General features: G+C 44.5%; 29 protein-coding genes and 2 pseudogenes. 14 read left to right on the top strand and 17 right to left on the bottom strand.

Annotation, left to right across the window (positions count from 1 at the left end; genetic code table 11):
- Position 1: 1 nt before the first annotated feature.
- The 3 genes from panB to P8X24_RS09335 are packed head-to-tail and all read right to left on the bottom strand — an operon-like array spanning position 2 to position 1408.
- Positions 2–799 carry a 3-methyl-2-oxobutanoate hydroxymethyltransferase gene (gene panB, locus P8X24_RS09345; protein ID WP_372915615.1) on the bottom strand — a complete coding sequence of 266 codons (798 nt, stop codon included), beginning with the start codon at positions 797–799 and terminating at the stop codon, positions 2–4.
- 1 nt (position 800) lies between these two features.
- The gene (locus P8X24_RS09340; RefSeq protein ID WP_372915613.1) at positions 801–1232 is read right to left on the bottom strand and encodes a type II toxin-antitoxin system VapC family toxin; all 432 of its coding nucleotides are present in this window, start codon (positions 1230–1232) and stop codon (positions 801–803) included.
- Between the two features lie 20 nt (positions 1233–1252).
- Positions 1253–1408 (bottom strand): antitoxin AF2212-like protein, encoded by a 156-nt coding sequence (locus P8X24_RS09335; RefSeq protein WP_372915611.1) that lies wholly within the window; start codon positions 1406–1408, stop codon positions 1253–1255.
- 56 nt (positions 1409–1464) lie between these two features.
- On the opposite strand from P8X24_RS09335, the gene P8X24_RS09330 reads away from it, so the two are divergent.
- Both P8X24_RS09330 and P8X24_RS09325 read left to right on the top strand, forming a co-directional pair.
- Complete coding sequence (locus P8X24_RS09330) at positions 1465–2331, top strand: MBL fold metallo-hydrolase (RefSeq protein ID WP_372915609.1); 867 nt, start codon at positions 1465–1467, stop codon at positions 2329–2331.
- Positions 2318–2512 carry a type II toxin-antitoxin system HicB family antitoxin gene (locus P8X24_RS09325; RefSeq protein WP_372915607.1) on the top strand — a complete coding sequence of 65 codons (195 nt, stop codon included), beginning with the start codon at positions 2318–2320 and terminating at the stop codon, positions 2510–2512. Before P8X24_RS09330 ends, P8X24_RS09325 begins: the two co-directional genes overlap by 14 nt.
- 403 nt (positions 2513–2915) lie before the next feature.
- Here the strand turns inward: P8X24_RS09325 and P8X24_RS09320 are convergent, their stop codons facing one another.
- A complete protein-coding gene (locus P8X24_RS09320) occupies positions 2916–3890 on the bottom strand; it encodes a 1-deoxy-D-xylulose-5-phosphate synthase (protein ID WP_372915605.1) in 975 nt (324 codons plus the stop codon).
- A 41-nt stretch (positions 3891–3931) separates the two neighbouring features.
- Complete coding sequence (locus tag P8X24_RS09315) at positions 3932–4732, bottom strand: hypothetical protein (RefSeq protein ID WP_372915604.1); 801 nt, start codon at positions 4730–4732, stop codon at positions 3932–3934.
- Positions 4733–4946: 214 nt separating this feature from the next.
- Here P8X24_RS09315 and P8X24_RS09310 point away from each other — a divergent pair, with 214 nt between their 5' ends.
- Together P8X24_RS09310 and P8X24_RS09305 are read left to right on the top strand one after the other, a co-directional pair.
- Positions 4947–5279 (top strand): ASCH domain-containing protein, encoded by a 333-nt coding sequence (locus tag P8X24_RS09310; RefSeq protein ID WP_372915602.1) that lies wholly within the window; start codon positions 4947–4949, stop codon positions 5277–5279.
- 83 nt (positions 5280–5362) lie between these two features.
- Complete coding sequence (locus P8X24_RS09305) at positions 5363–5500, top strand: hypothetical protein (RefSeq protein ID WP_372915600.1); 138 nt, start codon at positions 5363–5365, stop codon at positions 5498–5500.
- 673 nt (positions 5501–6173) lie between these two features.
- Here P8X24_RS09305 and P8X24_RS09300 read toward each other — a convergent pair.
- Entirely contained in the window at positions 6174–6989 is an 816-nt protein-coding gene (locus tag P8X24_RS09300) for a hypothetical protein (protein ID WP_372915598.1), read from the bottom strand.
- Between the two features lie 374 nt (positions 6990–7363).
- Here P8X24_RS09300 and P8X24_RS09295 point away from each other — a divergent pair, with 374 nt between their 5' ends.
- From P8X24_RS09295 to ndk, 3 genes are read left to right on the top strand one after another with little or no spacing between them, the layout of a single operon-like run.
- Complete coding sequence (locus tag P8X24_RS09295) at positions 7364–9286, top strand: helicase C-terminal domain-containing protein (RefSeq protein ID WP_372915596.1); 1923 nt, start codon at positions 7364–7366, stop codon at positions 9284–9286.
- Positions 9276–9566: a hypothetical protein gene (locus P8X24_RS09290; RefSeq protein ID WP_372915594.1), complete on the top strand. Its 291-nt coding sequence runs from the start codon at positions 9276–9278 to the stop codon at positions 9564–9566. Before P8X24_RS09295 ends, P8X24_RS09290 begins: the two co-directional genes overlap by 11 nt.
- On the top strand, positions 9526–10011 hold the full coding sequence (ndk, locus tag P8X24_RS09285; protein WP_372915592.1) for a nucleoside-diphosphate kinase: 486 nt from the start codon (positions 9526–9528) through the stop codon (positions 10009–10011). Before P8X24_RS09290 ends, ndk begins: the two co-directional genes overlap by 41 nt.
- On the opposite strand, the gene P8X24_RS09280 is transcribed toward ndk, so the two are convergent.
- The 6 genes from P8X24_RS09280 to P8X24_RS09255 form a co-directional block, all read right to left on the bottom strand.
- Positions 10008–10655, bottom strand: coding sequence for a hypothetical protein (locus tag P8X24_RS09280; RefSeq protein WP_372915590.1), 648 nt, complete (start codon positions 10653–10655; stop codon positions 10008–10010). The two genes, ndk and P8X24_RS09280, sit on opposite strands and share 4 nt — an antisense overlap.
- On the bottom strand, positions 10655–10933 hold the full coding sequence (locus P8X24_RS09275) for an iron-sulfur cluster assembly protein (protein ID WP_372915589.1): 279 nt from the start codon (positions 10931–10933) through the stop codon (positions 10655–10657). Before P8X24_RS09275 ends, P8X24_RS09280 begins: the two co-directional genes overlap by 1 nt.
- Entirely contained in the window at positions 10920–11915 is a 996-nt protein-coding gene (locus P8X24_RS09270) for an ArsA family ATPase (protein ID WP_372915587.1), read from the bottom strand. The genes P8X24_RS09275 and P8X24_RS09270 overlap by 14 nt, the downstream gene beginning before the upstream one ends.
- Before the next feature lie 9 nt (positions 11916–11924).
- A complete protein-coding gene (locus P8X24_RS09265) occupies positions 11925–12191 on the bottom strand; it encodes a hypothetical protein (RefSeq protein WP_372915585.1) in 267 nt (88 codons plus the stop codon).
- A gap of 39 nt (positions 12192–12230) precedes the next feature.
- A complete protein-coding gene (locus P8X24_RS09260) occupies positions 12231–13940 on the bottom strand; it encodes a carbon starvation CstA family protein (protein ID WP_372915583.1) in 1710 nt (569 codons plus the stop codon).
- A gap of 73 nt (positions 13941–14013) precedes the next feature.
- Positions 14014–14703, bottom strand: a complete 690-nt coding sequence (locus P8X24_RS09255) for a 6-hydroxymethylpterin diphosphokinase MptE-like protein (RefSeq protein WP_372915581.1) — start codon at positions 14701–14703, stop codon at positions 14014–14016.
- A 61-nt stretch (positions 14704–14764) separates the two neighbouring features.
- Here P8X24_RS09255 and metG point away from each other — a divergent pair, with 61 nt between their 5' ends.
- Positions 14765–15088, top strand: a complete 324-nt coding sequence (metG, locus tag P8X24_RS09250) for a methionine--tRNA ligase subunit beta (RefSeq protein ID WP_372915579.1) — start codon at positions 14765–14767, stop codon at positions 15086–15088.
- 62 nt (positions 15089–15150) lie between these two features.
- Here the strand turns inward: metG and P8X24_RS09245 are convergent, their stop codons facing one another.
- Both P8X24_RS09245 and truA read right to left on the bottom strand, forming a co-directional pair.
- Complete coding sequence (locus P8X24_RS09245; RefSeq protein WP_372915577.1) at positions 15151–15621, bottom strand: hypothetical protein; 471 nt, start codon at positions 15619–15621, stop codon at positions 15151–15153.
- A 32-nt stretch (positions 15622–15653) separates the two neighbouring features.
- A complete protein-coding gene (gene truA, locus P8X24_RS09240) occupies positions 15654–16442 on the bottom strand; it encodes a tRNA pseudouridine(38-40) synthase TruA (protein ID WP_372915575.1) in 789 nt (262 codons plus the stop codon).
- Between the two features lie 49 nt (positions 16443–16491).
- Here truA and P8X24_RS09235 point away from each other — a divergent pair, with 49 nt between their 5' ends.
- Together P8X24_RS09235 and P8X24_RS09230 are read left to right on the top strand one after the other, a co-directional pair.
- Entirely contained in the window at positions 16492–16995 is a 504-nt protein-coding gene (locus P8X24_RS09235) for a hypothetical protein (RefSeq protein WP_372915573.1), read from the top strand.
- Positions 16996–17046: 51 nt separating this feature from the next.
- The gene (locus P8X24_RS09230) at positions 17047–17436 is read left to right on the top strand and encodes a methyltransferase RsmF C-terminal domain-like protein (protein WP_372915791.1); all 390 of its coding nucleotides are present in this window, start codon (positions 17047–17049) and stop codon (positions 17434–17436) included.
- A gap of 200 nt (positions 17437–17636) precedes the next feature.
- Here P8X24_RS09230 and P8X24_RS09225 read toward each other — a convergent pair.
- Positions 17637–17750: pseudogene (locus tag P8X24_RS09225) on the bottom strand (HEPN domain-containing protein); the annotation flags it as partial.
- A 130-nt stretch (positions 17751–17880) separates the two neighbouring features.
- Positions 17881–18042, bottom strand: a complete 162-nt coding sequence (locus tag P8X24_RS09220) for a hypothetical protein (protein WP_372915572.1) — start codon at positions 18040–18042, stop codon at positions 17881–17883.
- A 175-nt stretch (positions 18043–18217) separates the two neighbouring features.
- Between P8X24_RS09220 and P8X24_RS09215 the strand changes: the two are divergent.
- From P8X24_RS09215 to P8X24_RS09200, 4 genes and pseudogenes are all read left to right on the top strand, one after another.
- Positions 18218–19048 (top strand): annotated as a pseudogene (locus P8X24_RS09215) (ABC transporter ATP-binding protein).
- A complete protein-coding gene (locus P8X24_RS09210) occupies positions 19038–19613 on the top strand; it encodes an ABC transporter permease (protein ID WP_372915570.1) in 576 nt (191 codons plus the stop codon). Before P8X24_RS09215 ends, P8X24_RS09210 begins: the two are co-directional and overlap by 11 nt.
- Positions 19601–19792: a hypothetical protein gene (locus P8X24_RS09205; RefSeq protein WP_372915568.1), complete on the top strand. Its 192-nt coding sequence runs from the start codon at positions 19601–19603 to the stop codon at positions 19790–19792. Before P8X24_RS09210 ends, P8X24_RS09205 begins: the two co-directional genes overlap by 13 nt.
- Positions 19789–20580, top strand: a complete 792-nt coding sequence (locus P8X24_RS09200; RefSeq protein ID WP_372915789.1) for an ABC transporter permease — start codon at positions 19789–19791, stop codon at positions 20578–20580. Before P8X24_RS09205 ends, P8X24_RS09200 begins: the two co-directional genes overlap by 4 nt.
- A gap of 2 nt (positions 20581–20582) precedes the next feature.
- Here P8X24_RS09200 and P8X24_RS09195 read toward each other — a convergent pair whose 3' ends face one another.
- Entirely contained in the window at positions 20583–21875 is a 1293-nt protein-coding gene (locus P8X24_RS09195; protein ID WP_372915566.1) for an RNA-binding domain-containing protein, read from the bottom strand.
- Between the last annotated feature and the right edge of the window lie 113 nt (positions 21876–21988).

Raw genomic sequence — 21988 nt, 5'->3', positions numbered from 1 at the left:
TTTACTCCCTCGTCCAGTAGTGCTCCTTCCCTGGGAACTTGCCCTCCTTAACTTCCCGCTTAAACTCGCTTATTGCCTTGAGTATCTCCTCCTTTAAGTTTGCATACCTCTTCGCGAACGGCGGTGAGAAATCTATTAAGCCGAGGACGTCGTGCCAGACTAAAACTTGACCATCAACCCAGGGACCAGCTCCAATGCCAATGGTCGGTATTGAAACTTCCTCGGTAACCATCTTAGCAACATCCGCATAGACGAACTCCAAAACCACTGCAAAGGCCCCTGCCCTCTCCAAAGCCTTTGCATCCCTTATTATCTCCTCAACCTCTTCATCAGTGCCACCCATTATCCTGTAGCCCCCAAGCCTGAGGTACCTCTGCGGTGTTAAGCCCGTGTGGCCCATGACGGGGATTCCCATCCTAACGAGCTTCCTCACAAGCTTTTCATGATCAGCCCCACCTTCTATTTTTACGGCATCTGCTCCGGCCTGAATCAGCTTTATCGCATTCTTAACTCCCTCTTCAACGCTGACCTCGTAGCTTCCGAAGGGCATGTCCGCCAAAACAAGAGCCCTCTTTACGGCCTTTGCTACAGCCCTAGTGTGAAAGACCATTTGCTCCATCGTCACATTTAGGGTGTTCTCATCACCGTAAACAACCATCCCCAGGGAATCTCCTACGAACACGATATCGAAGCCGGCCTTATCTGCCAAGAGTGCCGAGGGATAGTCGTAAGCTGTGATCATGGTTATCTTTTCCCTGCCCTTCATCTCCATAATCTTCTTAGGTGTTACCTCCCTCATACTACCTCCTCCCTTTAAGAAAGTCCACTCTCTCGAAGTCCTCATCGAAGGTTGCAATTTTATCAATTCCGTAGTGCCTGCAAGTTGCAGCTATTATTGCATCGTTAGGTAGCAGATCATACTTTTTTATAACAGCATCAAGATCTGAGAGCACCTCCCCACTAACGTTAAGGATCTCAAATATCGAGAGTAACTCAAACACGGGCGTCAAGTTAAGAGCTTCAATGATAGATGGATTTCTCTTGATATCGTAAGGTCTCATCTTGATTTTAGTCCTTATATAGTAGAACAGAACTTCAGAAGTAACGATTGGATTTATTAACCCTTTTACCTCCCCAAGCTCAACCATCATGATTAACTCCTTTGCATCTTCGATGCCAGAAAGATGATAAATTAAAACGTTAGAATCAAAGAATACCTTCCCCCCAGCCATCTTCTATCTCCTCGATTATCTTATCGACTTCCTTTCTGTCTAGTTTTATTACTCCGAAGGTCTTCTCGGTAATGCTCGGAAATACATGAATTATTACTTTCTGCCCGTTTTTTTAAGTTCACCTTTTTCAGGGGCTTAAACACGCCATCCTCATAGATAGCCTCTATTTTCTGCATAAGTTCCACCATAACTTAATAGCGCGCTCCTTTTATTAACGGTAACGGTGGGGGAAGTGATAATCGAGTATGGTAATCTATACTTGATCGAACTCCCCCTTGAGTTAAAGGGCTACAGAAAGTTCATTGGCTCCTGGGTGATAAAAGATCTCAACGCGGTGGTTGACGTTGGCCCAGCATCAACGGTGAAAACCCTTAAGCGGGCCCTGGATTCTCTAGGAGTTAAGGTGGAGTACGTTTTGCTTACTCACATCCACCTCGACCATGCGGGAGGGATAGGCCACTTCCTCAGGCTGTACCCTAAGGCTAAAGTCGTCGTTCACGAGAGGGGAGTCAGGCATTTAGTTAATCCCGAGAAGCTGTGGGAGGCGAGCAAGAGGGTTCTCGGTGAAGTAGCTTTGGCATATGGGAGACCTCTCCCAATTCCAGAAGAGAACATCGCGAAACCGCCCGAGGGGATTGAAGTTGTTGAAACCCCTGGGCATGCCTCGCATCACCAGAGCTACCTCTTTGGCGAGTACCTCTTCACTGGGGATTCTGCGGGAGTGTACTTAGACGTTGATGGTGAAGTGTACCTCAGGCCGGCAACCCCTCCAAAGTTCATTAAGGAGCTCTACATTGAATCCCTCGAAAAGATGATCTCCTTAGGGAGCAAGAAGATATGCTTCGCTCACTTTGGCATGCTTGAAAATCCAAAGATACTGGAAAGGCATAAGAAGCAGGTGGAGCTGTGGGTAGAGGTTGTAAGGGGGAACATGGGAAAGGGCATTGATTCGATAATCGAAGAACTCTTGGAGAGAGATGAGCTCCTAAAGCCTTACGAGAAGCTTGAAGAGGACATAAAATTTAGGGAGATGCAAGGAATAGTAAATTCAATTAAGGGGATTATGGAGTATTTAGGTGAAAGAAATGAGGGGCATTGAGCTTTTTGTCGAGTCAAGGAAGTTCCAAGTAGTTCTTGAACCTCAGCCGGAGGGAGGGTACGTTGCCTATGTTCCAGAGCTCCCAGGATGTTTGAGTCAGGGAGAGACCGAAGATGAAGTCCTTAAGAATATAAGAGAGGCGATAGAGCTGTACCTTGAAGTGAAAGATTCAAGACACTAGGCTTTTCCTTACAAAGTGCTATACTTTCAACTTCTTCAATTGATTTGCAGGCTACATTCCAACAGTCAATTAAGAATAAGAATTCTCAGAATTGTTTATGCGATCTAGTATGAAAGCGCGACACATCTTCTTAGCGATGATTTTCGCCATCTCATAGCTATATATTGGCTGAGGCGTTGGATCCTCTCCCCGGAATTCTAACATATGTTCCAAGATTATATCTCCCTGCTTGAAATACCACCCCACTGCATCACTCACGTATAAAGACGTTATCGGATCTTGAGGGCAACTATTTAGCAAAGTCAGAGCCTCATATCTTAGATCAAGGACCATCTTCACTCTATCCATGGTGGTTCTCGTACTGTTAAAGGCTAGATCTAGAGTTTTAAATTCACTTATATGTTCATTTTGCAATTGCGTATAGGAGATAATAAATTGCCGCAGAATAATACTCCCTCTCTGCCCCCATAAGCCCCAATTTTTTATTATACTCTTTCCAGTTGCACGCCACTGCAGCCATGAACTTCGTGGAATTGCATGGAATGTCAATACTTAAGAGGTAGCCCCTGAGTGCATATACATCCTCCTGTAATTCATTTGGACTGAAGTTACCGGAGTTAACACGAGTCATTAGCACTCGCGCATCTTCCAAGAAACTTCTGGCAAATTCCAGGTAACCTCCTACCCAGCCTCCTAATATAGTGACGTTTTCAATTTCTTCTGGAGTTTGAGGGTTTGGCATTTTTTGAAGTCTTTTCAAGAAATTACGTGAATCGTTCATGAAGATTTCTGGCTTGAGAATGTCTTCTTCTACTATGAGGCCAACTACCATGTAATCGGTAAAATTAACTCCCCTCTCCAGTATCTTTTTCCACTCTTTCTCGACTTCATTTTTCATGATGGTAAGGTTTCGAAGCTCTTCCTGGGCATACTCTATTAGTTTTATACGATCCGAAACTGCAAGGATTGAGCCAAGTGAATCTGAAGCGATAATGGCACAACTTCTACTCTGCTTTAGAGCAGTGTAAAATTTGCCCTCCTCTTGAAGGGTATATACATCCTTAATACAATTATCAACGCTCTTTATATCTTCCTTCGAAGCATTTAATTCAATGAGCTTATTTTTAAGAAACAACACTCTTTTAATGGCATTTTCAATATCTTCTCTGCTCAATTTTTGATTGAGGTAACTCCTGTAAGTGCGGTTATACTCCAACTTATAGGCCTGAAGATCAGACTCTATTAACTCTAGGGTTTTGTTGAGCTCTATTTCTTTTTGTTTTATCCTCTCATATTGTGAGTATTTCAAACATGCTACAAAGATAGAAATAGAAAGAATAATAATGATTAGAAGTGTTTTCAAATTTTTCACTTCCATCCACTCCTCGTAACTCTAGGTATAATAATATATTCTTGTTTTTACAATAATACTTGCACTTCTCGTTGTTTCCCAAGAACTGAATATGGAATCACGTGATTCCTTCCTAGTATAGGAGTGGGAATGCTATTGTGAGAATACCGAGCTATATATAAGGTTGCCCCTCCACTTACCTTGAATTTATAGTCACCTTCCTTAGGATTGGTTATTATCCAAGTTAGCCCGGCTCCATAATCTGTACCTTTAAATGTAGATATTCCGTAGAATTTGATTGTTATCTTCTTAACGTCAAGGAACGGTTTTTGATCATTCCATGAAATCTGGATTGTATAGCTATCTCTCTTACTCTCCCCTAAACTAGATATGATATCACTAAAGCTTGGGATGCCGAGAATATCAGCTAGAAGATCTATGGCTTTCTTGAAAAACCCTTTGTATTTGTCTTCTAGACCTGACGTATTATGTCCTGAATCTACAATAAAGATACCTTCCCTGCCTCTTACGATCCCCACATAAGTATCAGGACTAGGTTTGGTAATCTCGATTGAGATCCAATGCCCAGAGCTCGTGGGGAAATAATAGTGGTTCCACCTATACTTCCAACTATTTCCGAGTTTCACCCTAAGGAAGAAGACTTGTGGGAGTGTCACAGTATCATCTTCATTTACCGCAACTGCCTTAGGCAGATACGTTGAGGCAACGCCCACTTTACCTACAAAGTGCCTATTCCAATAGTAGGGAGATGACGAAGCAGCTTTTGTTTCTGGTTCTGCAGCGCTACTAAATCCGCTCGTTAGTCCTAGGACTAATATTCCAATGATTAAACTAAAAATCCTTTTCAAGCATAACACCTCCATAGAGATATTTTTATTATGTATTAGGTTAGGGTATATATTATAAAACTTATGCCGTATAAATAATACGTGGTTTAAATAATATATCAAGACACTAATAGTTATGATAATTTTACTAATCAAAGTTAAATATAGGAGAACAAAATTATACTAAAAGGTTCTTAAAAACATGAGGCCAAACTTGAGGCAAGGGGTGGTTAAAATGGAGTGGGAGATGGGGCTTCAGGAGGAATACCTTGAGCTCATAAAGGCCGGGAAGAAGAAAATTGAGGGGAGGCTTTACGACGAGAAGAGGAGGCAGATAAAGCCTGGGGATATAATCTCCTTTGAAGGAGGGAGGTTAAAGGTCAGGGTCAAGGCAATTAGGGTCTACAAATCATTCAGGGAAATGCTTGAGAAAGAAGGATTGGAGAACGTTCTCCCTGGGGTCGAAAGCGTTGAGGAGGGAGTGCAAATATACAGGCAGTTTTATGACGAGGAAAGGGAGAAGAAGTATGGGGTTGTGGCGATAGAGATTGAGCCTCTAGAGGAATAATTTTTGGTGAATTCAAAATGGAAATTGAAGGAAATACCCTGAGAACAATAGATAAGGGTAGAGGGACTAGGTGAGTCACTTATGTGTATCTCGTTAGAGATAACATGCTCGTTCCGCTCAGGTTACTGTTCAAGCCTGAGAATCGTTCAGGAATTCTTGAATTAGAACCTCTCAGGGAAATTAAACTGCTCGAGTTCAAGTTTGATGAGATGGTTGGCTAAAATTGAGGTAATATGAAGTCAAACAAAATAAATTGGAAATGAGACACCTAACAAGAATCGATATTAGGGAGTATATCCACTTATTTAGAGAGGAAACGGAATATTTAGAGTATTACATGAGGACTGTGATCCGTTTCCGCTACCAGTTATAGTGTAACTGGTGCGGTTGGCTTTTTACGCCTGTCCACATTGAGGCTACCAGGTCAAACGGGAGGTCATTAACCTTCAGGCTGAACGGAAACAGCCCGGTAAAAATCCTGTAAAACACATAAGAATTATCATTAGGAAGGGTGCACTTGGAATAGCAGTAAGCGAAGCCATAAAAACGTGGATTAAAAAGTCAAAGAAGCTGGTGAAGAAGAGTGAAAAGGAGCGTGACAGTAAAACTACAACCCTCAAAAGAGCAGGAAGAATTTTGTTAGAGTTAGCCCATGCTTGTGCAATAATATAGAAAACGCTTGAAACAATTTAAAGAATTTGGCAAAAACGGTAGGTAAGGGGAACTGGTCTAAGACCCAGCCAGAGAGGCTGATCTCATAATGAAACCCCTCAAAACCTCCTTGCCACTGGCAAAGGGTTAACTCATTAGAGCCCCCACCCAAGGGGCGGAGAGGAAGTCAGATTGCAAGTTTTCCATAATTATGCCCTCTTAAGCCTTTCGGCCCTTTTGTCACTATTTAACAATGACCAAGGTTTTGTCCGAGAGCAACCTTATGACATCGTTGTAACTCGGAATGATTTCAAACCTGTACTCCCCTAGAGGCATTTCTATGGTCTTACTGTCAATGGTATACAGGAGAAGTGGTCTTATAAACACGATGTTCGTTTTCGTGGACCTCTCATCCTTCAGGGCAAATGTTAGAACCCTCGAAGTTTTCGGGGGAATTTCAAATGGAGAGAAATCCACGACCCTTATCCCGGGTATCTCCACTCTTACCCCCTTTATATACACGGTTGAGTTCGTTGGGTTATATATCTCATACTCTAGCCTGCTACCATCTAGCTTGCCCTCACTTCCAATCTCCGCTACCTTAGAAGTATCTACCCTCAGTTTGCCGCTCTCCTTCACGCCGTAAGCTACTATCCTCATTGGTATCTTAACTTCAATATTGCCCGAGCGAAGAACGAACTTCGCATCATCTGCGATGCACTTGCCTTCCTTCCTAAGCTGTAGCAGAATAATGAACTTGTACTCTTCAATCCCTTCCCCAATAATATCGTGAGAGGGTACTATTGTCAGAAGGTTCAAGCACTTAGGCAGATCTCTCACACCGTAGACTGCTGACATATTGCCCATCTTTCTGATCCAGTAAACATGAAGCTCTATAACATCCCCAGGATAACCAGCATAGTATATATCCTGCCTTCCTATGAACATCTGCCCATTGATTTCTGGACTTTTAGTAATGGTCTTTGGCACTAAGAACACTCCACTCCCAACTATCATACCTAGGATAAATGCAAAAATTACCTTCCTCATTTCGATCACTAAAAATTAGGAAGTAGTAAAAATATATAAGAATTGCGTTAGAACTTATAAACTGCCCCCTGTGTTTGAGGATGTAACTAACTTCGAGATACAGTTTCCGTTATCAGTTGTCTTTTTTCTTTGAAAGGTGGGGAGGAGGTTAGTCCCCTTCACATCAGGGCACCTTAACCCAGGCTGAAGGGAAACGACCCAAACAAAACCACAAAATCTACACACAAACATAACAAAGGGAATAAACAGACTATTCATCTATAAAAAACTTTTCGCTCATGTTCATTTGCAATCACATGTTTTTATCTGCCCTCTTATTATACAGTAGCCTATATAGCCTCGGTAGATTTTTGAGGAGTTTTACTTAGAGAGAGGCGATAGCGATGCCGGAGTATTTTCCATACCAGAGCCTTCGACCCCATCAGGAGGAGTTCATAAACCTAGTTAAGGAAGCCGTTAAAAGCGGAAAGAACTTAATAATAGAAGCTCCTACGGGCTTTGGAAAGACAATAAGCGTTCTGGCCGGAGTATTGCCCTATGCAATTTCCCTGGGGTACAAGGTGATCTACCTAGCGAGGACGCACAAACAGATGGATAGGGTTATAGAGGAGCTCAAAGCAATAAGGAAGGTAGGAAACGTTAGTGGAGTCGAGTTTAGAAGTAGAAAAGACTTGTGTCTTCACAAGTATATTCAGACGTTCTCCCCAGATGCTTACACGAGCATGGTCGTTTGTAAAAGCCTGAGAAAGCTCGGGAAGTGTAAGTTCTATGAAAACCTAAAGGAGAAGAAAGATAGGGTAAAGGAAATCGTTGAATTCTTCCTGGAAAGGCCGTGTTTTCCCTGGGAAATTCTTGAATACTCTGAATTACTGGATCTGTGTCCGTATGAGGTGACGAGGAAAATCGGTGAGAAAGCTAACGTAATCGTGGCAAGCTACCTATATATGTTGAATCCCCGGATAAGGCAGGCCTTTATGGACAGCCTTGGAGTTGATTACTCCGATTTAATAGTGATATTTGATGAGGCCCATAACGTTCCCGATCAGGCAATATCAACGTTAAGTGACAGGCTGAGCGTAAGAAGCATAGAAAGGGCAATCAGGGAGGCTCATGAGTACGGAGAAGACGAGATTGAAAACTTCCTCTCGATATTCTTGAGGGGACTAGAGGTACTGTACAAAAAAAGGCTTGAAAATTATGAATCCTCCGAGATCCCTATAAGGCCCCAGGAGGTCTTTGAACATCCCATGCTTGTCCTCTCTTACTCTCCCAGGGATCTAACTGAAATCATAAACTACATGATAGAAATTGGGGATGCGATAAGAGAGGACAAGATCGAGAGGAATCTACCTCCAAGGAGCTACGTTGGAAGGGTAGGAGAGTTTCTGTGGAATTGGCTCTCCGTTGGAAATAGAGAGGACTACATCCATCTTTTTAGCAGGGAAAGAGGGCTCGCTCTGGAGCTCGTAGCCCTTGATCCCTCAGTGGCCTTGGAGTTCGTTAACGAGGTTCACTCTGCAATCTTCATGTCGGGAACTCTAAGCCCTCTCGAGGCATTTAGGGACATCATAGGAGTAAATGCTGAAGTAAAGAAGTTCCCCAGGATGGTAAAAAGGGAAAACGCAATAGTTTTAGTTGCGAGGGATGTTTCGACGAGGGGAGAGGAGAGGAGTCCCAGTCTATACAGGAAGATCGCCGAGTACATTTTTGAGGCTGTGAAGATAATTCCCAAGAACGTGGGTGTTTTTACGGCTTCATACGAGGTATTGGAGGGAATAATAAGTACCAATGTTCACGTAAAGATCGAGGAGGAAATAGGGAAGAGGGTATTCATAGAGAAGAAGGATGCAAGCTCAAGTGAAAATGATGCCATGGTTAGAGAGTTCAAATTGCACGCAAAGAAAAACGGAGCAGTTCTCTTTGGCGTCATGGGAGGGAGGAACAGTGAAGGTCAAGATTACTCAGGAGATGAAATGAATGGTGTTGTTCTAGTGGGCATTCCCTATGCTCGGCCAACTCCGAGGGTTCAAGCTCAGATAAGGTACTTCGAGAAGAAGTTTCCTGGGAAGGGAAGGTACTACGGCTACGTTCTACCTGCCCACAGGAAGCTCGCTCAAGCCGCTGGAAGGGTTCATCGCTCTGCTGAGGAAAAGGGGAGCATAGTTATCCTTGATTACAGAGTCCTGTGGAATAACGTTAAAAAGGATCTCCCCGACTGGATGGTTGAGACCATGAGACCAGTGACTTTGCCCCTCATGAAGATCAAGCTTAGGAGGTTCTGGAGGTCTGGTGGGGGTGGAGTTTGATATATTTGTGAAAAAGTGGAAGGATGTTTTAATAACAACCATTGAAAGCTTAATCTTGATGTGGTTCGTCTATGCTTTTCTCTACCAGAATTACCTCCTCTACAAGTGGCACAGAGGATTGCCCCTTCCGTCAAAAATGCCATTCGTCTTGGTGGGGGTTGCAAGTGGCTTGACATTCTTCATTTTCGAGATAGATAAGTTAATTAAATCCTCCCAAGAAGGTATTAGTGGTGTCGCTGATGGAAGAAGTGGAGAGGACTTTGGTGATAATAAAGCCTGATGCTGTTGTTAGGGGACTAATTGGTGAAATAATAAGTAGGTTCGAAAGAAAGGGACTAAAGATCGTTGGGATGAAGATGATTTGGATAAACAGAGAATTAGCAGAGAAACACTACGAGGAGCACAAAGGTAAGCCATTTTTCAATGCCCTCATAGAGTACATTACAAAGGCTCCCGTAGTTGTAATGGTCGTTGAAGGGAGACATGCAATTGAGGTTGTTAGGAGAATGGCCGGAGCAACTGATCCAAAAGATGCCGCCCCAGGAACTATTAGGGGGGATTATGGTCTAGAGATTGGCGATGCCATATACAATGTAATCCATGCAAGCGATTCAAAAGAGAGCGCTGAAAGAGAGATCAACCTGTACTTTAAGCCCGAAGAGCTATTTGAGTACTGCAAGGCTGCTGACTGGTTCTACAAGGAAAAGAGAAAGGCAAAGTGCTAACCTTTCATCCCTTTTGGGAAGTTTCTTACAAATCTTATCACGTTCCTTACATCTTTTTCTATTGTATCTGGCTCTGGTTTCATAAAAATGTAGATTACATTAGTCTTTGGAACTATCGCGACATGCTTGATGTTCTTCACATTTGAAAACCCTTCAATGAACTCTTTCACCTCCTTAACATCCTCATAGTTATCAAAGAGCGTCTCAAACTTTACTCCATTAACCTCCTCCTCCCCCTTAAGTAGCTCAATTTCCCTCTCAATCCCTGGCCTCATTCTGAAGTACCCCTTCTGGAGGAAGTGGACTTCTCTCTCTATTTCAAACGTCGGCCTGACAACAATGTAAAGCTTGTCATGCCTGTTTATTAGGAGGGAGACTGGGAAGTAGAGGATGCTGTGCCTTGGGAGAAGTGTCAAAGTGTACTCGAACTTTAGTACATCTGGGTCGTCAAGCTTGTAATAGGCCCTAAAACCTACGTATCCCCCTAACCATATGTAGTCCTTATCTTTGGGCTTCACTATGTCTTCTATGCTCCTCAGGTAATGTTGCATAAGCATCAGGTTGAGCTTTCTCCCCTTGTAGAACTGCAAGGATGAAACAGCGGCGAGAACCATTATTATGAAGATAATCATTGAGACCTCCATTATACCTCCTCCACCGGGTAGTACCTTTGGAGTGTTAGATCATCTAAAATCTCAACCTCATAATCTTTTAGGACACTCACAATGTCCTTCACTATCTTCGCCTGAATGGGCCAGACCATTGCCATCGCCGCAGGCTTTCTCGGCGTATTTCTAGCAAAGGCCATGTAAATAATAATCTTATTGTCCTCTTTATCAACCCTAGTTACGAGGCCCTCACTGACTATATCTTGGCCCGTGAACGGATTTTTGACTTTCCTCAGCCTCTCAAGAACTTCCAACTATCATACCTCCAACCCTCTTCAGCCACTCGATCCCCCTTGGCTCTTCTTGGAACATTGGTACCTCGACTACATCAACGCCTTCGAATTCTTTTCTTACCTCCTCCATAACCTTCTTCTGAGCTTTAATTTTGACCTTTATCTCAGGAACTTCATGTTCAAGCTTAATTACCTTGTTCATGACTACTAAGTTGAAGGGAATCTTGAACTTTTTCAAGCTCTCATAAGCTCTCTTGGTTTCATAGAGGGGAAGCATCTCCGGATTCATGACCGCAACGACTGAGGTCTTCTTGGGATTGGTTATAGTCTTGTACACGAATTCAATCTCGTCCCTGTAGGCCTTCAGCTCCTTCATTACTCCGTCCTCTTCCTCCTCCGTTGGGAGCTTTATCTCCTCTCCCTCAACTACAAACTTCTGCTCTCCTTGAATCTTTGCTATTGCCCTTCTTCTCTCGAGTATCTTCCTTCTGATCTCTATTAGCTTGTCCGCCCATATTAAAGAGATCCTCGGCAAGGCGAGAACCCTCAGCGTGAGGCCTGTTGGAGGAGTGTCAAACACTATGACATCCCAATTATTTCCTTCACTGAGTATTTCTCTTATAGCCTCAAGGGTAGCATACTCCTCTATCCCAGGGGAGTACCTGAGAACTTCGAAGTATTTCTCAAGGTTTATTACTGTTAAATACTTATACATGTTCTTCAAGTTCTTCTCAAGGTGCTCTAAGTACTCCTTAATCATTCCCTCCATGTCAAGTTCGCTCGCGTGGAGGTTTTCCATTATCTCCTTTGGCTCGTCTGAAAGCTTCTCCATTAAAACATCTCCAAGGTTGTGGGCTGGATCCAGAGAAACTATGAGAGTTTTGTAACCTGCTTCCGCCAAGGCAACCGCAAGGGAGGCTGCTGTGGTTGTTTTCCCCACCCCTCCCTTCCCAATTACGAATACTACCCTAAACTCATCCTGGGGAAGTAAGTACTCCTTCATGCTCCCACCTCAGTCTATGTCAAACATTCCTGCAACTTCCGCGAATACGTCATCTAGATCAACTGCCCTCTGTTGCATTACCTTTATCTCTTTCACCATATGAGGCATGAGCCTTAGGACGAGGGTGGTTGGTGGAGAGGGTATGCCGATAAAGGAGGCCATCAAAATTAGGGCAAACACATTCTCAAGCTCTCTCAGCTCAAACTCTATATATTCTGTAGAGCTCTGCTTGAAGTATCCAAAGAATCCCCTGAGAAAGTTCTTTATGGGCTCCACTCTAGTCCCCTCCTAAATACAAAAAGAAAAGAAAGAAGCTCAAGCAGTGGCAGCCTGATATTCTTCCGCCGGCTTCTTCCAGGCGTGGTACCAGTCAATGACAAGCAGGAAGTTCAGTGCTAGGCCTATGATTGTTATTAAGCTAACCCAGATGTTTTCCTTTCCTACATAGATCAAGAACCATGCCAATGCCGCGGTTACCGTGACCCAGAGGAACAGTGCTGGGATAACTACTGCCCATTTCCACGCCCCTGCAGGTCTCTGAATCTTTGCTACCCAAAGTGAAGCTGTCATCATTGCTATGCTCGCAAGCATCTGGTTCATTCCACTGAATGCTGGCCATATGACTAACCACTTGCCTACCCACGCAAGTCCTATTCCAAAGACGACCAATATTGCTGAAGCAATCCACTTGTTTTTGAGGATCTCTGGTCCTTTGATCATCTCGATAACCTCTTGCCATGCAAACCTTCCAAGCCTTGTCGCCGTGTCTAGGGATGTTAGTGCAAACGCTGAAACCCAGAGGCTAGCAAACAGGGTTCCGAGCTTTACATCAATGCCAAATGCATCATGTAATCCATAAGCGTAGCTCTTTGAGAATATTGTGACCTTCCCTATCTTGCTTGCGACCATTGGGGCATAGATTTGAGCCCAGTTTTGGAAGTTTATTACAACTCCTGCATCCTGAAAGACCTTTATTCCATACACTGCTATTGAGGATATGACTATTGTTGAGAGAAATCCCTCAGTAAACATTCCACCGTACCCTACAAGCAGACCATGGAGTTCATTGTCTAGTTGTTTTGAGGAGGTTCCTGAACCAACTAAGGAGTGGAACCCGCTTAAGGCACCACATGCTATAACTAACGGTATCGTAGGCCAGAAGGGTGATGGTTTCCCACCTACAACATGGGCGCTCCAAGTGGTGTACGCTGGAGCTGTGAACGTTCCCATGCCTTTAAGACCGACAATAAGGAACGCCACACCTCCAAGTATCAGACCAAACCACAGGATGTAGGCATTTAGGTAATCCCTAGGTTGCAGGAGAACCCAAACTGGTAGGGAAGATGCCACTATTATGTACAGCCCTAGGAATACATACCATACCTGCTTGCTTGCCACTATTGGGAACTTAAACCCTATGTATATTGCTAGAGCTAGTAATATTATGCCTATTATTGTTCCAATCTTGAAGTCTATCTGCACTTTGTAGAGCAACCATCCCAAAAGGACTGCAATCAGTAGGAATAATATTGATGCCGTTGCAGCTCCCGGCGTATTGACGAATATTCCAGCAATAACAGCCGCAAATGCTGCTATCACAAGTAGCAATGCAAACCAGACGTAAAGCTCAAAGGCCATGCTCGTTCTCTTGCTCATAAGCTTTCCGGCAATCCACTGGATAGACTTGCCATCGTAGCGAACGGAAGACATCAATGCTAAGTAGTCGTGAACAGCTCCGATGAAGACGTTTCCGAACCAGACCCACAGCAGTCCTGGGAGCCATCCCCAAGCCATTGCCACGGCTGGACCTACAATTGGCCCCGCACCAGCTATTGAAGCGAAGTGGTGGCCGTAAAGGACTAATGGGTGCGCTGGGACGTAATCAACTCCATCGTAGAGCCTGTGTGCTGGCGTTGGCCTGTTTGGATCTGCCTTTACTACCTTGTTCTGGAGAGCCTTACCATAGGTGTGATACAGGCTAACATAGATGAGACCCGCCAGAAATATGACAACGGCGGAATTCATAGGATCACCCCGGCATTTTAAAGGCGTCATCTCATATAAATCATTTTTGGACAAAAATTTGAACTATTTACAACTAACGAAAAGTTATTTTTGCCTTACCATTGTCTTTAAGCCATTGTAGAAGTTCCCTCGCAAAACCCAGCTTCTTCCTTTTCTCTTCCCATGCAGTTGTATGTTGCTTTAACCAAGGTTTACTCCACTTTCCAACCAGGCCTGAGAAGTCAAAACCCACAAGGATTATCTCTCTAGCCCCAAGCTCCTCTGCCAAAAACGCTGCCCTATCTCCATCGGTAAAGCCTCCAAAGTTGTATATTATGTCAAGGGGTTCAGTTTGGCAAGTTCCCAGAACTACGGGGAAGTGCGTTATGAGGGGGAGCTTGTCCATATTGTCACCGTGGGCATGAACTACCATAATCGCCCTTCCAGATGCCTTAATTAAATCTCGAATTCTCCCATCGAGATCCGTAACCACGATATCTGGGATTATTTGGTACTCTAAAAGGGCAGTAGTAGCTCCATCTGCTGCGATCTTTGTGCCATCTGAGAAATCGTATTTCCTCAGAGAATCTTCAAGATTAGGACCGGCACCGAACACGTAAACCTTTTTCATAATTAGGGCTTCAAGTTCTTCTTTAATTATGTAATTATCGTTTTCAATAAGGATTGCCCGTAGCAGTTCAGCTGATCTTCCATCTGCTTCTATTGAGTACCCCATCTCTCTGGCTATTCGCTCGTAAAACGGTTTCCACTCTTCCCACTTCATGTCGATTTAATATGGGAAATTAGGATATATAAGTTAATGCAACATGAGTTTGGTGGTCTTGATGTACGACGTGGAGGAGTTCTGGAAGTTTGATATGAGAGTCGGTCTCGTGAAAGAAGCCGAGAGAATTCCTAGGACGAAAAAGCTGATAAAGCTCGTCGTTGACTTTGGGAAAGAGGAGAGGACAATAGTCACCGGAATAGCAGATCAATACTCTCCAGAAGACCTAAAAGGAAAGAAATTTATATTTGTATTAAACTTAAAGCCAAAGAAATTCTCGGGAGTTGAAAGTCAGGGAATGCTCATAGTTGCCGAAACTGAAGAAGGGAGAGTCTTCTTAATCCCAGTTCCCGATGAGGTTCCCGTTGGGACAAAAGTTTGGTAAAGGGATCCGATGAAGAGCGAGCCCGGCACTGAATGGTGATGAGAGCTACCACTCCTGAGGAGCTACCCAAAGAATGCCCCCATTCCCTCCATTTCTTCCTCACTATAGCCCCTAACCTTGAATTCAGGCATCTTATCCTTAAGCTCCTCATACTCTTCTTTGCTTATCTCCTTGCCCTCACCACCCTTCACGTGAAAGTAAGCTCCGGCATCCTCGCCCTTATAGGCGAGCACGAATTCCTCCGCCTCGATGTTTTCGTAGTCGACGAAGATCAAGTTACCTCCAGTGAACGGCTTCTTGCACTTGAATGGAACGCTTGAAGCGTTGAGCATTGCATCCCCCAAGGCCATGTTCGCCTTTAGACCGTTGATTTCGGTGTAAAACTGCTTCCCTTCAAAGTCACCCTCGACTATAACGAGCTTCTTCATGCCCTCAAGATCCATAACCGGAGCGCCCTTCTTTTTAAGGATGGAGAACAACTCTTCTATTGTTTCCGCGTTCCTAAGGCTCGAAACCAAACCTTCAACCTTCATGCTTTCACCCACTGGGCTTGATATAAGGCCCTTTAAACTTTTATCATGTCTAGGGTTAAATAAGAGAGCATCATCCTGGCCTTCGCCCTCTCCTCGACTTCCTTCCTAAACTTTTTCAGGGATCTCTCGTCGAGTGGGAAGGTAATTGCCTCATACTTAACCTCCACGAGCAATAAGCCCTCCGGGGGAGCTGGAGGTACCTTCCTGCTCTTCTCGTACGTTCCTTGTAGCATCTCCTTTATATCCTGGGATCCAAGTTTGCCCGACCCGCAGAGCTCAAGGGCCTTGACTATCCTCCTCACCATCTCCCAAAGGAAGCTCTTCGCCTCAACCTCAACCACTAAAATTGGCCCGCTCTCCCAAACTTCAATCCTGTCTATGCTCCTAACCGTGTCCCTTCCATCAATCCTTGCGAATGCCGAGAAGTCGTGAATCCCCACGAAAAGCTTTGAGCACTCCTTAACCTTCTCAACGTCCAGATCCCAGGATGGGAGGTAGTACCTATATACCTTCGATTTGGCCCAAAACCTGGGGTGGAAATCCTGGGGAACCTTCACAGCTGAAAGAACCCAGATGTCTTCAAGTCTACCGTTTAGAACCATTGGATTGAGAATCCTCTCATCCTCCGTCGTTAAGGCAACAACGTTCCCTAAGGCACTCACACCCTTATCGGTTCTTGAAGCGCTCTTAAAATCCGAGAATTCTATGCCTGCATCGTTTAATGCTTTAATGATCTCACCCTCGACGGTTCTAACGTTTGGTTGCCTCTGAAAGCCATGGAACCTTGTACCATCGTAGGCTATTTTAAGGGCGATCCTCATATTTAAAAATCGGGATGTTCACTTTAATAATCCCACGGGAGGTTGCGAGATGAGGGGTAGCGTGAGTAAGGTTGTGAGTTTTGAAGACGAGGAGGAGTTTATAGAGGAGATGCAGGCCATATTTGACGTGTTCAGCGAGCTCTCCCAGAGGTACGGTGGGGGAAACGTGATAGAGGGAGTGATACTCTGGGATACAGTTGGAATTAAGGATAACGATGACGTTAAGGTATTTAGGGTAGGTGAGTTCCAGTTCATAAAGGGAACCCTCAACCTGCCGGTCGAGAAGATTTTCACCTTAGAGAGATTCTTTGACGAGCTTGAGAGCAAGTGGGATGAGATCAGCGTTGAGGACATAAAGTACTTTGTTGACCTGATGAATGAGGCCCTAGGAGAGGAAAGGGTCTACTACGATGCATATGATCTCGGCCTTAGGAGGGGAGAGGCTTATCTCGTGATAAACCTTAGGGCCCTCCAGTACTTGGATCATGTTATAGACGTTGATGATAGGGATGCATTCGAATGGGCCCTGAATACGCTTATGAAATATGTTTAGCGATTTTGAAAATATTTAAATTGCCCCCAGGATTAAAGCATGGGAACAAAAATGGACGTCAGGAAAATGCTCGAAGAGCAGTATGGCTATGCTCCAGATGATTTAGTTCTTGAAGTTAGGGGAAGGAGAATATACGCTTACAAGAGGTGCGAGTTTCCAGAAAAAGGCCACGAGGGAGTGTACTTTGGAAAGATAGAGGCTGATGGCATAAGGCTGACAATTGAGGGGGCGTTCATAATAGGGCCCAAAGCCACGAAAAATGTCATAGAGGTCGACGATGAGAAGGCGAAGGCATGGCTTAGGGGGGAGGACATAAAGGTTGATGAAGAGGGGAACAGGTGGGTTATCCTAAAGTGGAGGAACTATTGGCTCGGCGGCGGAAAGCTGATCAATGGCGTTGTTAAGAACTATGTTCCCAAGGAAAGGAGGCTTGTGCTCTAGTGCTTTCCTCACTTACCCCGATCATTTAGCTAGCAATTTTCTGGAGATGAAGTCTTGCAATTTCTACAGCTCTTTTTGCTTCCTCCAACATGGGCTCAAAGAGGGTGGATACCTCGATTCTTGAATAAGTACGCCAAAAGTTCTGTCAATATTTAAGCACAATCTAATCAAGATTTTAATGTCATGGGTTCTTGGAATCTCTACTTTGAGACAAGAAATGCCTTAAGCATCTTTTCAACTGATTGTTGAGCATGAAAACATATAACTAAGGAAATTGGTTTGGGTAATTCCAAGGTAATAATCGCAGTTTCTAAATCATCCTCAGCCTATTTTAACCATGCCTTAACGTCTTCCCTCATATCTTAACTCCATCTCTTGCAGCATAGTAATAGATGAATCCCGGGAGATCCTTGTACTTCTCCAAGATTTCCCTTGGCACTATTATTAGGTCAAGCGGAATATCAGCCCTCCTATAAACACTGTACCAGAGCTCATTATGTTTCCCTTAGCCCTAGATCCAAATAGGATAATTTCACGAACTTTAATTTCCCTCCTTTCAAACTCTTCAATTATTATTGCTTTCAGATCCCTGAGGATCTTTCCCATGGTCTTCGCCCTCTTATAACATAAACATGTTCAATTAACACAACCCAAGCTTACTTTGCGGGGAGCGTGGTTAACTGATTAACAACAAAGACACAACAGCGGATGTAAGTTAACACGTTAACAGGAAACCTTTGGTTTAGGAAGTCCTTTTAAATTCTTAAATCTACCCGGAACCATGACAATTGAGCTAAAAGAGGTCTGGAAGGGCTTCAATGATACTCACGTTCTCAAGGATGTGAACCTCAAAATAAGGGAGGGTGAGTTCGTAGTAATTGCTGGGGAAAACGGTTCAGGTAAGAGCACCCTTCTCAAGATTATTTCTGGCCTTCTAATTCCGGATAAGGGGGAAGTTAGAGTCTTTGACTACGAGATGGTGAGGGAGTGGAAGAAGGCTTCAAAAATTCTAGGTGTGGTGCTTGCAAACGAGAGAAGTCTATACTGGAAGCTCACGAGGATGGAGAACCTCGAGGTGTTTGCGGGCCTCTAGGGGGTTAAAAACTGGAGGGAAAAAGCCGAGTACCTCCTCAAAAGGGTTGGCCTTGGGGATGCCAAGAACAAGCTCGTCGAAGAGTATTCAACGGGAATGAGGAAAAAGCTACTCTTAGCAAAGGCCTTAATTCACGACCCAAAGGTTCTCCTCCTCGATGAGGTTTTAAACGATCTAGATCCAAGGGCCGTAACCGAGGTTATCTCCTTCCTTCAAGAGCTCAACTCCCAGGGAGTTACGATTGTGTTGGTAAGCCACATTCTCCACGACCTTCCCGGGAACGCGAGGCTAGTCGTTATGAGGGAGGGGAGGATAATAGCCGATGACAGGCTTTCAAGGTTCTCGTTCGACACCCTAAAGATCACCGCAACAATCAACGGAGAGGAGGTTGAGGTAATAGCCAGGGAGGAGGAGCTCGACGAGAAGCTTAGGGAGCTCATAAAGAGGAATGCCCAGAATATAAGGGTCGAGAGGGATGATCTGTACTCCATTCTGAGGAGGCTCCTCAATGAGCCTTAGAAAGGTATTAACGATAGCGAAGAAGGAGTTCAGGGTTCAGAGGAGGTACAGGGTAGTCTGGCTTAACTTCGCCCTAACTCCTTTCTTCATTCTAGCCCCTTGGGTTCTTACCGCGAAGTTCCTCTCTCCAAGCTTTGGAGAATCCGTGTTAGTGGGTTCTATAATGTGGTACTGGCTGAACCAGTACTTCTTTGGCCTTCAGGAGGCGTTTGAGGATGAGAGAGAGGAAGGGACTCTGGTGAGTGTTGCCCTATCCCCCGTAAGTCTTCTGAGTTTTTTGGTTGGCAAGGGCCTCTGGATGATTGTCGAGTGCTCCTACATCACGGTTGTTACCATAACCATCTTCAAGTTAGCCGGAGTTTCAGCTGGATTTAAGCTTATTCCCCTCTATATAGCTTCTGGCTTTTACATGTTCGCCTTCTCACTTCTGTGGGCTGGCCTCGTCCTCAGGTTCAGGAGGATAGGAGGAGTGAACCTCTTAACCCAGGGAGCACTCGCAGTTACCTCGGGTGTTACCGCCGACATTAGGGCTTACCCAGGATCGTTAAAGGGGTGGCATATCTGATACCGCTAACGTACACCATAATAGTGGGCAGGAAGGTCCTCCATGGAGACCTCCCCTGCTTATCCTACTACCTCCTGGGCTTAAACTTAGTTACACTTGCATACCTTCTTGTTGGGATATGGATGATAAAGAAGGGGGAAGAGTTCCTCAGAATTAGTGGGGAGTGGGAAGCTTGGTGAGGTTTTTGGCACTCGCCAAAGCGTCCCTGCTGACGGCGAGAAGGTACAGAATTGACTGGTACGGAAACGTCCTAGTTCCAGTGCTCACGGTAGTTCCAGTTATAATTGCACTCTGGTACGGGAAAAAGATTGGCTTAGGGAATATTTTGGGAACCGAGAACTACTTTGAGTACTACATCCTTGGAATAGTGTACTGGAACTACGTCGAGGTCGTGTGGTCATCTATCTTTGCCCTAAGGTACTACATGAGGACGGGTCAGCTTGAGGGCATGTTGCTAACTCCGCTCACTCCCCTCGAATACATCCTAGGCTGGTCTCTCCTTGGGATTGCGGTAACAACTGTTACTTCCCTACCCCTGGTTGCCTTGGCAGTTATTATGGGGGTTATTGGGGCAACGGTTTCTGGAGTTGCCGTTTCAGTTGTAGTGTTTCTCCTGTCTATAACTGCCTCCTTCGGTCTCGCCTACCTCATATTTGGACTGACCCTAGTGATTAGGGAGGGAGATGAGGTTATATCTTTGATTGGAAACATGGCCCCTCTCATAGGAGGTCTTTACTTCCCCATAATCCCCCTCCCGGGGCCCTTAAGGTACCTCTCGTATGCGTTCCCCTTCACATGGGGAGTTGACGTTCTAAGGGCCCTTCTCACTGGGTCAAGACCCATATTCGGGGTAAGAGAGGAATTGTTGATACTCTTCGTGTTAACGTTGCTGTACCTAATGCTGGGCGGTCTCTCATACAAGTTCCTTGAGAGAACCATGAGGAGGAAGGGAATTCAAGGATTCTAAGGCTATTCACCTGCAATGTACTTCCTGTGCGCACCTCTTCCAACAGCCCTCACGAGTCCTAAGGCCTCAAGCCTCTCTAACCTTTTGAGTACTGCGGGCTTTGACAAACCAACGTATTCGCTGATTTCTCCAGTTCTCCTTGGTATTGCAAGAAACTCTAATATTCTCTTGTCAATATCATCAAGCAATTCTTGACCTTTTTTCCTAAATATTACCTCGAACTTATTTGCGGAGCTTTTGAACTCGACCTCAACGAGGCTATGTTTCTTACACTCCTCTCTTATTAACTTTAACCCATAACCGTACTTTTCTATGTATCCAGTGTCATACAGGAGCGTGCAGAGGTTTGGATTTCTCGGCACGTGCTCAGGATCTTCCAGATCGACCCCAGGCATTAGACCCCCAGGATTCCGAACTATCAGCTTATCCGAATGGATAAAAATCTTCACGTCGGAGGGAATAGCATAATTCCTGTGAGCGAAAGCGTTCACAATAGCCTCTCTAATGGCCCTCGGCGGATATTCAGGGATCTTGACTCTTCTCGTTCCAACGATTACTTCAATGACCTTGAACTGAGACATTAGTTCATTGTACATTTCATCTATGACCTTCCATATCGGCCCTTCGAATTCCCTGCTCCACACCGGCTCCCCTTCAGCAACCTTTATTATCCTACCCCCTGCATAAGGAATGAACTCTTTAACGTCTGTAAAGAACAAGACTCCGGCATTTGTCAACTTATTCCCCTTGATTGCCCTAACACTCCTTAAATACCGATTCCAGTTTTCTCTGGGGATCTCCCTACCTCTCGCGCGCTTCATTGAATTGAAAAACCATTCTACATATTCTTCCTTGATTTCTGAAATTTCAGCAACTGGAAATTCATCCCATGTTATAGTTCCAAGCTCCGAGGAGAGCATAACTATCTCTTGGATTGAAAGGGGCCTTATTCCTGTTCCTACCCTTATGTATGCGACCCCTCCAATGGAACATAAAACACTCGATTTGGGAACCTCAACCACTAGGATATCTCTTCCCTCAAGATTAACCACGTGCATTTTTACCTTTAGAGGAGGTGTAACATTTTGTAGAGCAGATGTTATGGTCTCTTTTGCTTTTTTAACGTTACACCCCGCGATCTTTCCTTCGTCTGTGACCCCAATTAAGATGTATCCTCCCTCAGCATTTGCCATTGCGCATATTTCCCTCGCTATGTCAGGTGTTGCCGTCTTCTTGAACTCTATCCGCTCATTTTCACCTTCCCTAATTACCTCGAGAAGCTTATTTATGTCCATATTTACCGTTAACTACCGTTAACCTCAAAAACTTTACGCTACCGTTAACTTTCCAGGGTTTACGCAACTTAACGATAACCAAGTTATAGAGACTTGAGACGATCCTCCTGCCT

Source organism: Pyrococcus kukulkanii (assembly GCF_041647995.1).
Classification (GTDB): domain Archaea; phylum Methanobacteriota_B; class Thermococci; order Thermococcales; family Thermococcaceae; genus Pyrococcus.
The sequence above is the reverse complement of the archived record's forward strand: the minus strand, read 5'-3'. Positions and strand labels throughout refer to the sequence as shown.

Excerpts from the sequence above, each read along its gene's own strand:
- P8X24_RS09280 (WP_372915590.1), bottom strand. The coding sequence starts at position 10,655 with ATGGAGGTCTCAATGATTATCTTCATAATAATGGTTCTCGCCGCTGTT.
- P8X24_RS09295 (WP_372915596.1), top strand. The coding sequence starts at position 7,364 with ATGCCGGAGTATTTTCCATACCAGAGCCTTCGACCCCATCAGGAGGAG.
- ndk (WP_372915592.1), top strand. The coding sequence starts at position 9,526 with ATGGAAGAAGTGGAGAGGACTTTGGTGATAATAAAGCCTGATGCTGTT.
- P8X24_RS09230 (WP_372915791.1), top strand. The coding sequence starts at position 17,047 with ATGGACGTCAGGAAAATGCTCGAAGAGCAGTATGGCTATGCTCCAGAT.
- P8X24_RS09310 (WP_372915602.1), top strand. The coding sequence starts at position 4,947 with ATGGAGTGGGAGATGGGGCTTCAGGAGGAATACCTTGAGCTCATAAAG.
- panB (WP_372915615.1), bottom strand. The coding sequence starts at position 799 with ATGAGGGAGGTAACACCTAAGAAGATTATGGAGATGAAGGGCAGGGAA.
- P8X24_RS09235 (WP_372915573.1), top strand. The coding sequence starts at position 16,492 with ATGAGGGGTAGCGTGAGTAAGGTTGTGAGTTTTGAAGACGAGGAGGAG.
- P8X24_RS09340 (WP_372915613.1), bottom strand. The coding sequence starts at position 1,232 with ATGGCTGGGGGGAAGGTATTCTTTGATTCTAACGTTTTAATTTATCAT.
- metG (WP_372915579.1), top strand. The coding sequence starts at position 14,765 with ATGTACGACGTGGAGGAGTTCTGGAAGTTTGATATGAGAGTCGGTCTC.
- P8X24_RS09195 (WP_372915566.1), bottom strand. The coding sequence starts at position 21,875 with ATGGACATAAATAAGCTTCTCGAGGTAATTAGGGAAGGTGAAAATGAG.
- P8X24_RS09210 (WP_372915570.1), top strand. The coding sequence starts at position 19,038 with ATGAGCCTTAGAAAGGTATTAACGATAGCGAAGAAGGAGTTCAGGGTT.
- P8X24_RS09245 (WP_372915577.1), bottom strand. The coding sequence starts at position 15,621 with ATGAAGGTTGAAGGTTTGGTTTCGAGCCTTAGGAACGCGGAAACAATA.
- P8X24_RS09320 (WP_372915605.1), bottom strand. The coding sequence starts at position 3,890 with ATGGAAGTGAAAAATTTGAAAACACTTCTAATCATTATTATTCTTTCT.
- P8X24_RS09260 (WP_372915583.1), bottom strand. The coding sequence starts at position 13,940 with ATGAATTCCGCCGTTGTCATATTTCTGGCGGGTCTCATCTATGTTAGC.
- P8X24_RS09255 (WP_372915581.1), bottom strand. The coding sequence starts at position 14,703 with ATGAAGTGGGAAGAGTGGAAACCGTTTTACGAGCGAATAGCCAGAGAG.
- P8X24_RS09325 (WP_372915607.1), top strand. The coding sequence starts at position 2,318 with ATGAGGGGCATTGAGCTTTTTGTCGAGTCAAGGAAGTTCCAAGTAGTT.
- P8X24_RS09270 (WP_372915587.1), bottom strand. The coding sequence starts at position 11,915 with ATGAAGGAGTACTTACTTCCCCAGGATGAGTTTAGGGTAGTATTCGTA.
- P8X24_RS09220 (WP_372915572.1), bottom strand. The coding sequence starts at position 18,042 with ATGGGAAAGATCCTCAGGGATCTGAAAGCAATAATAATTGAAGAGTTT.
- truA (WP_372915575.1), bottom strand. The coding sequence starts at position 16,442 with ATGAGGATCGCCCTTAAAATAGCCTACGATGGTACAAGGTTCCATGGC.
- P8X24_RS09335 (WP_372915611.1), bottom strand. The coding sequence starts at position 1,408 with ATGCAGAAAATAGAGGCTATCTATGAGGATGGCGTGTTTAAGCCCCTG.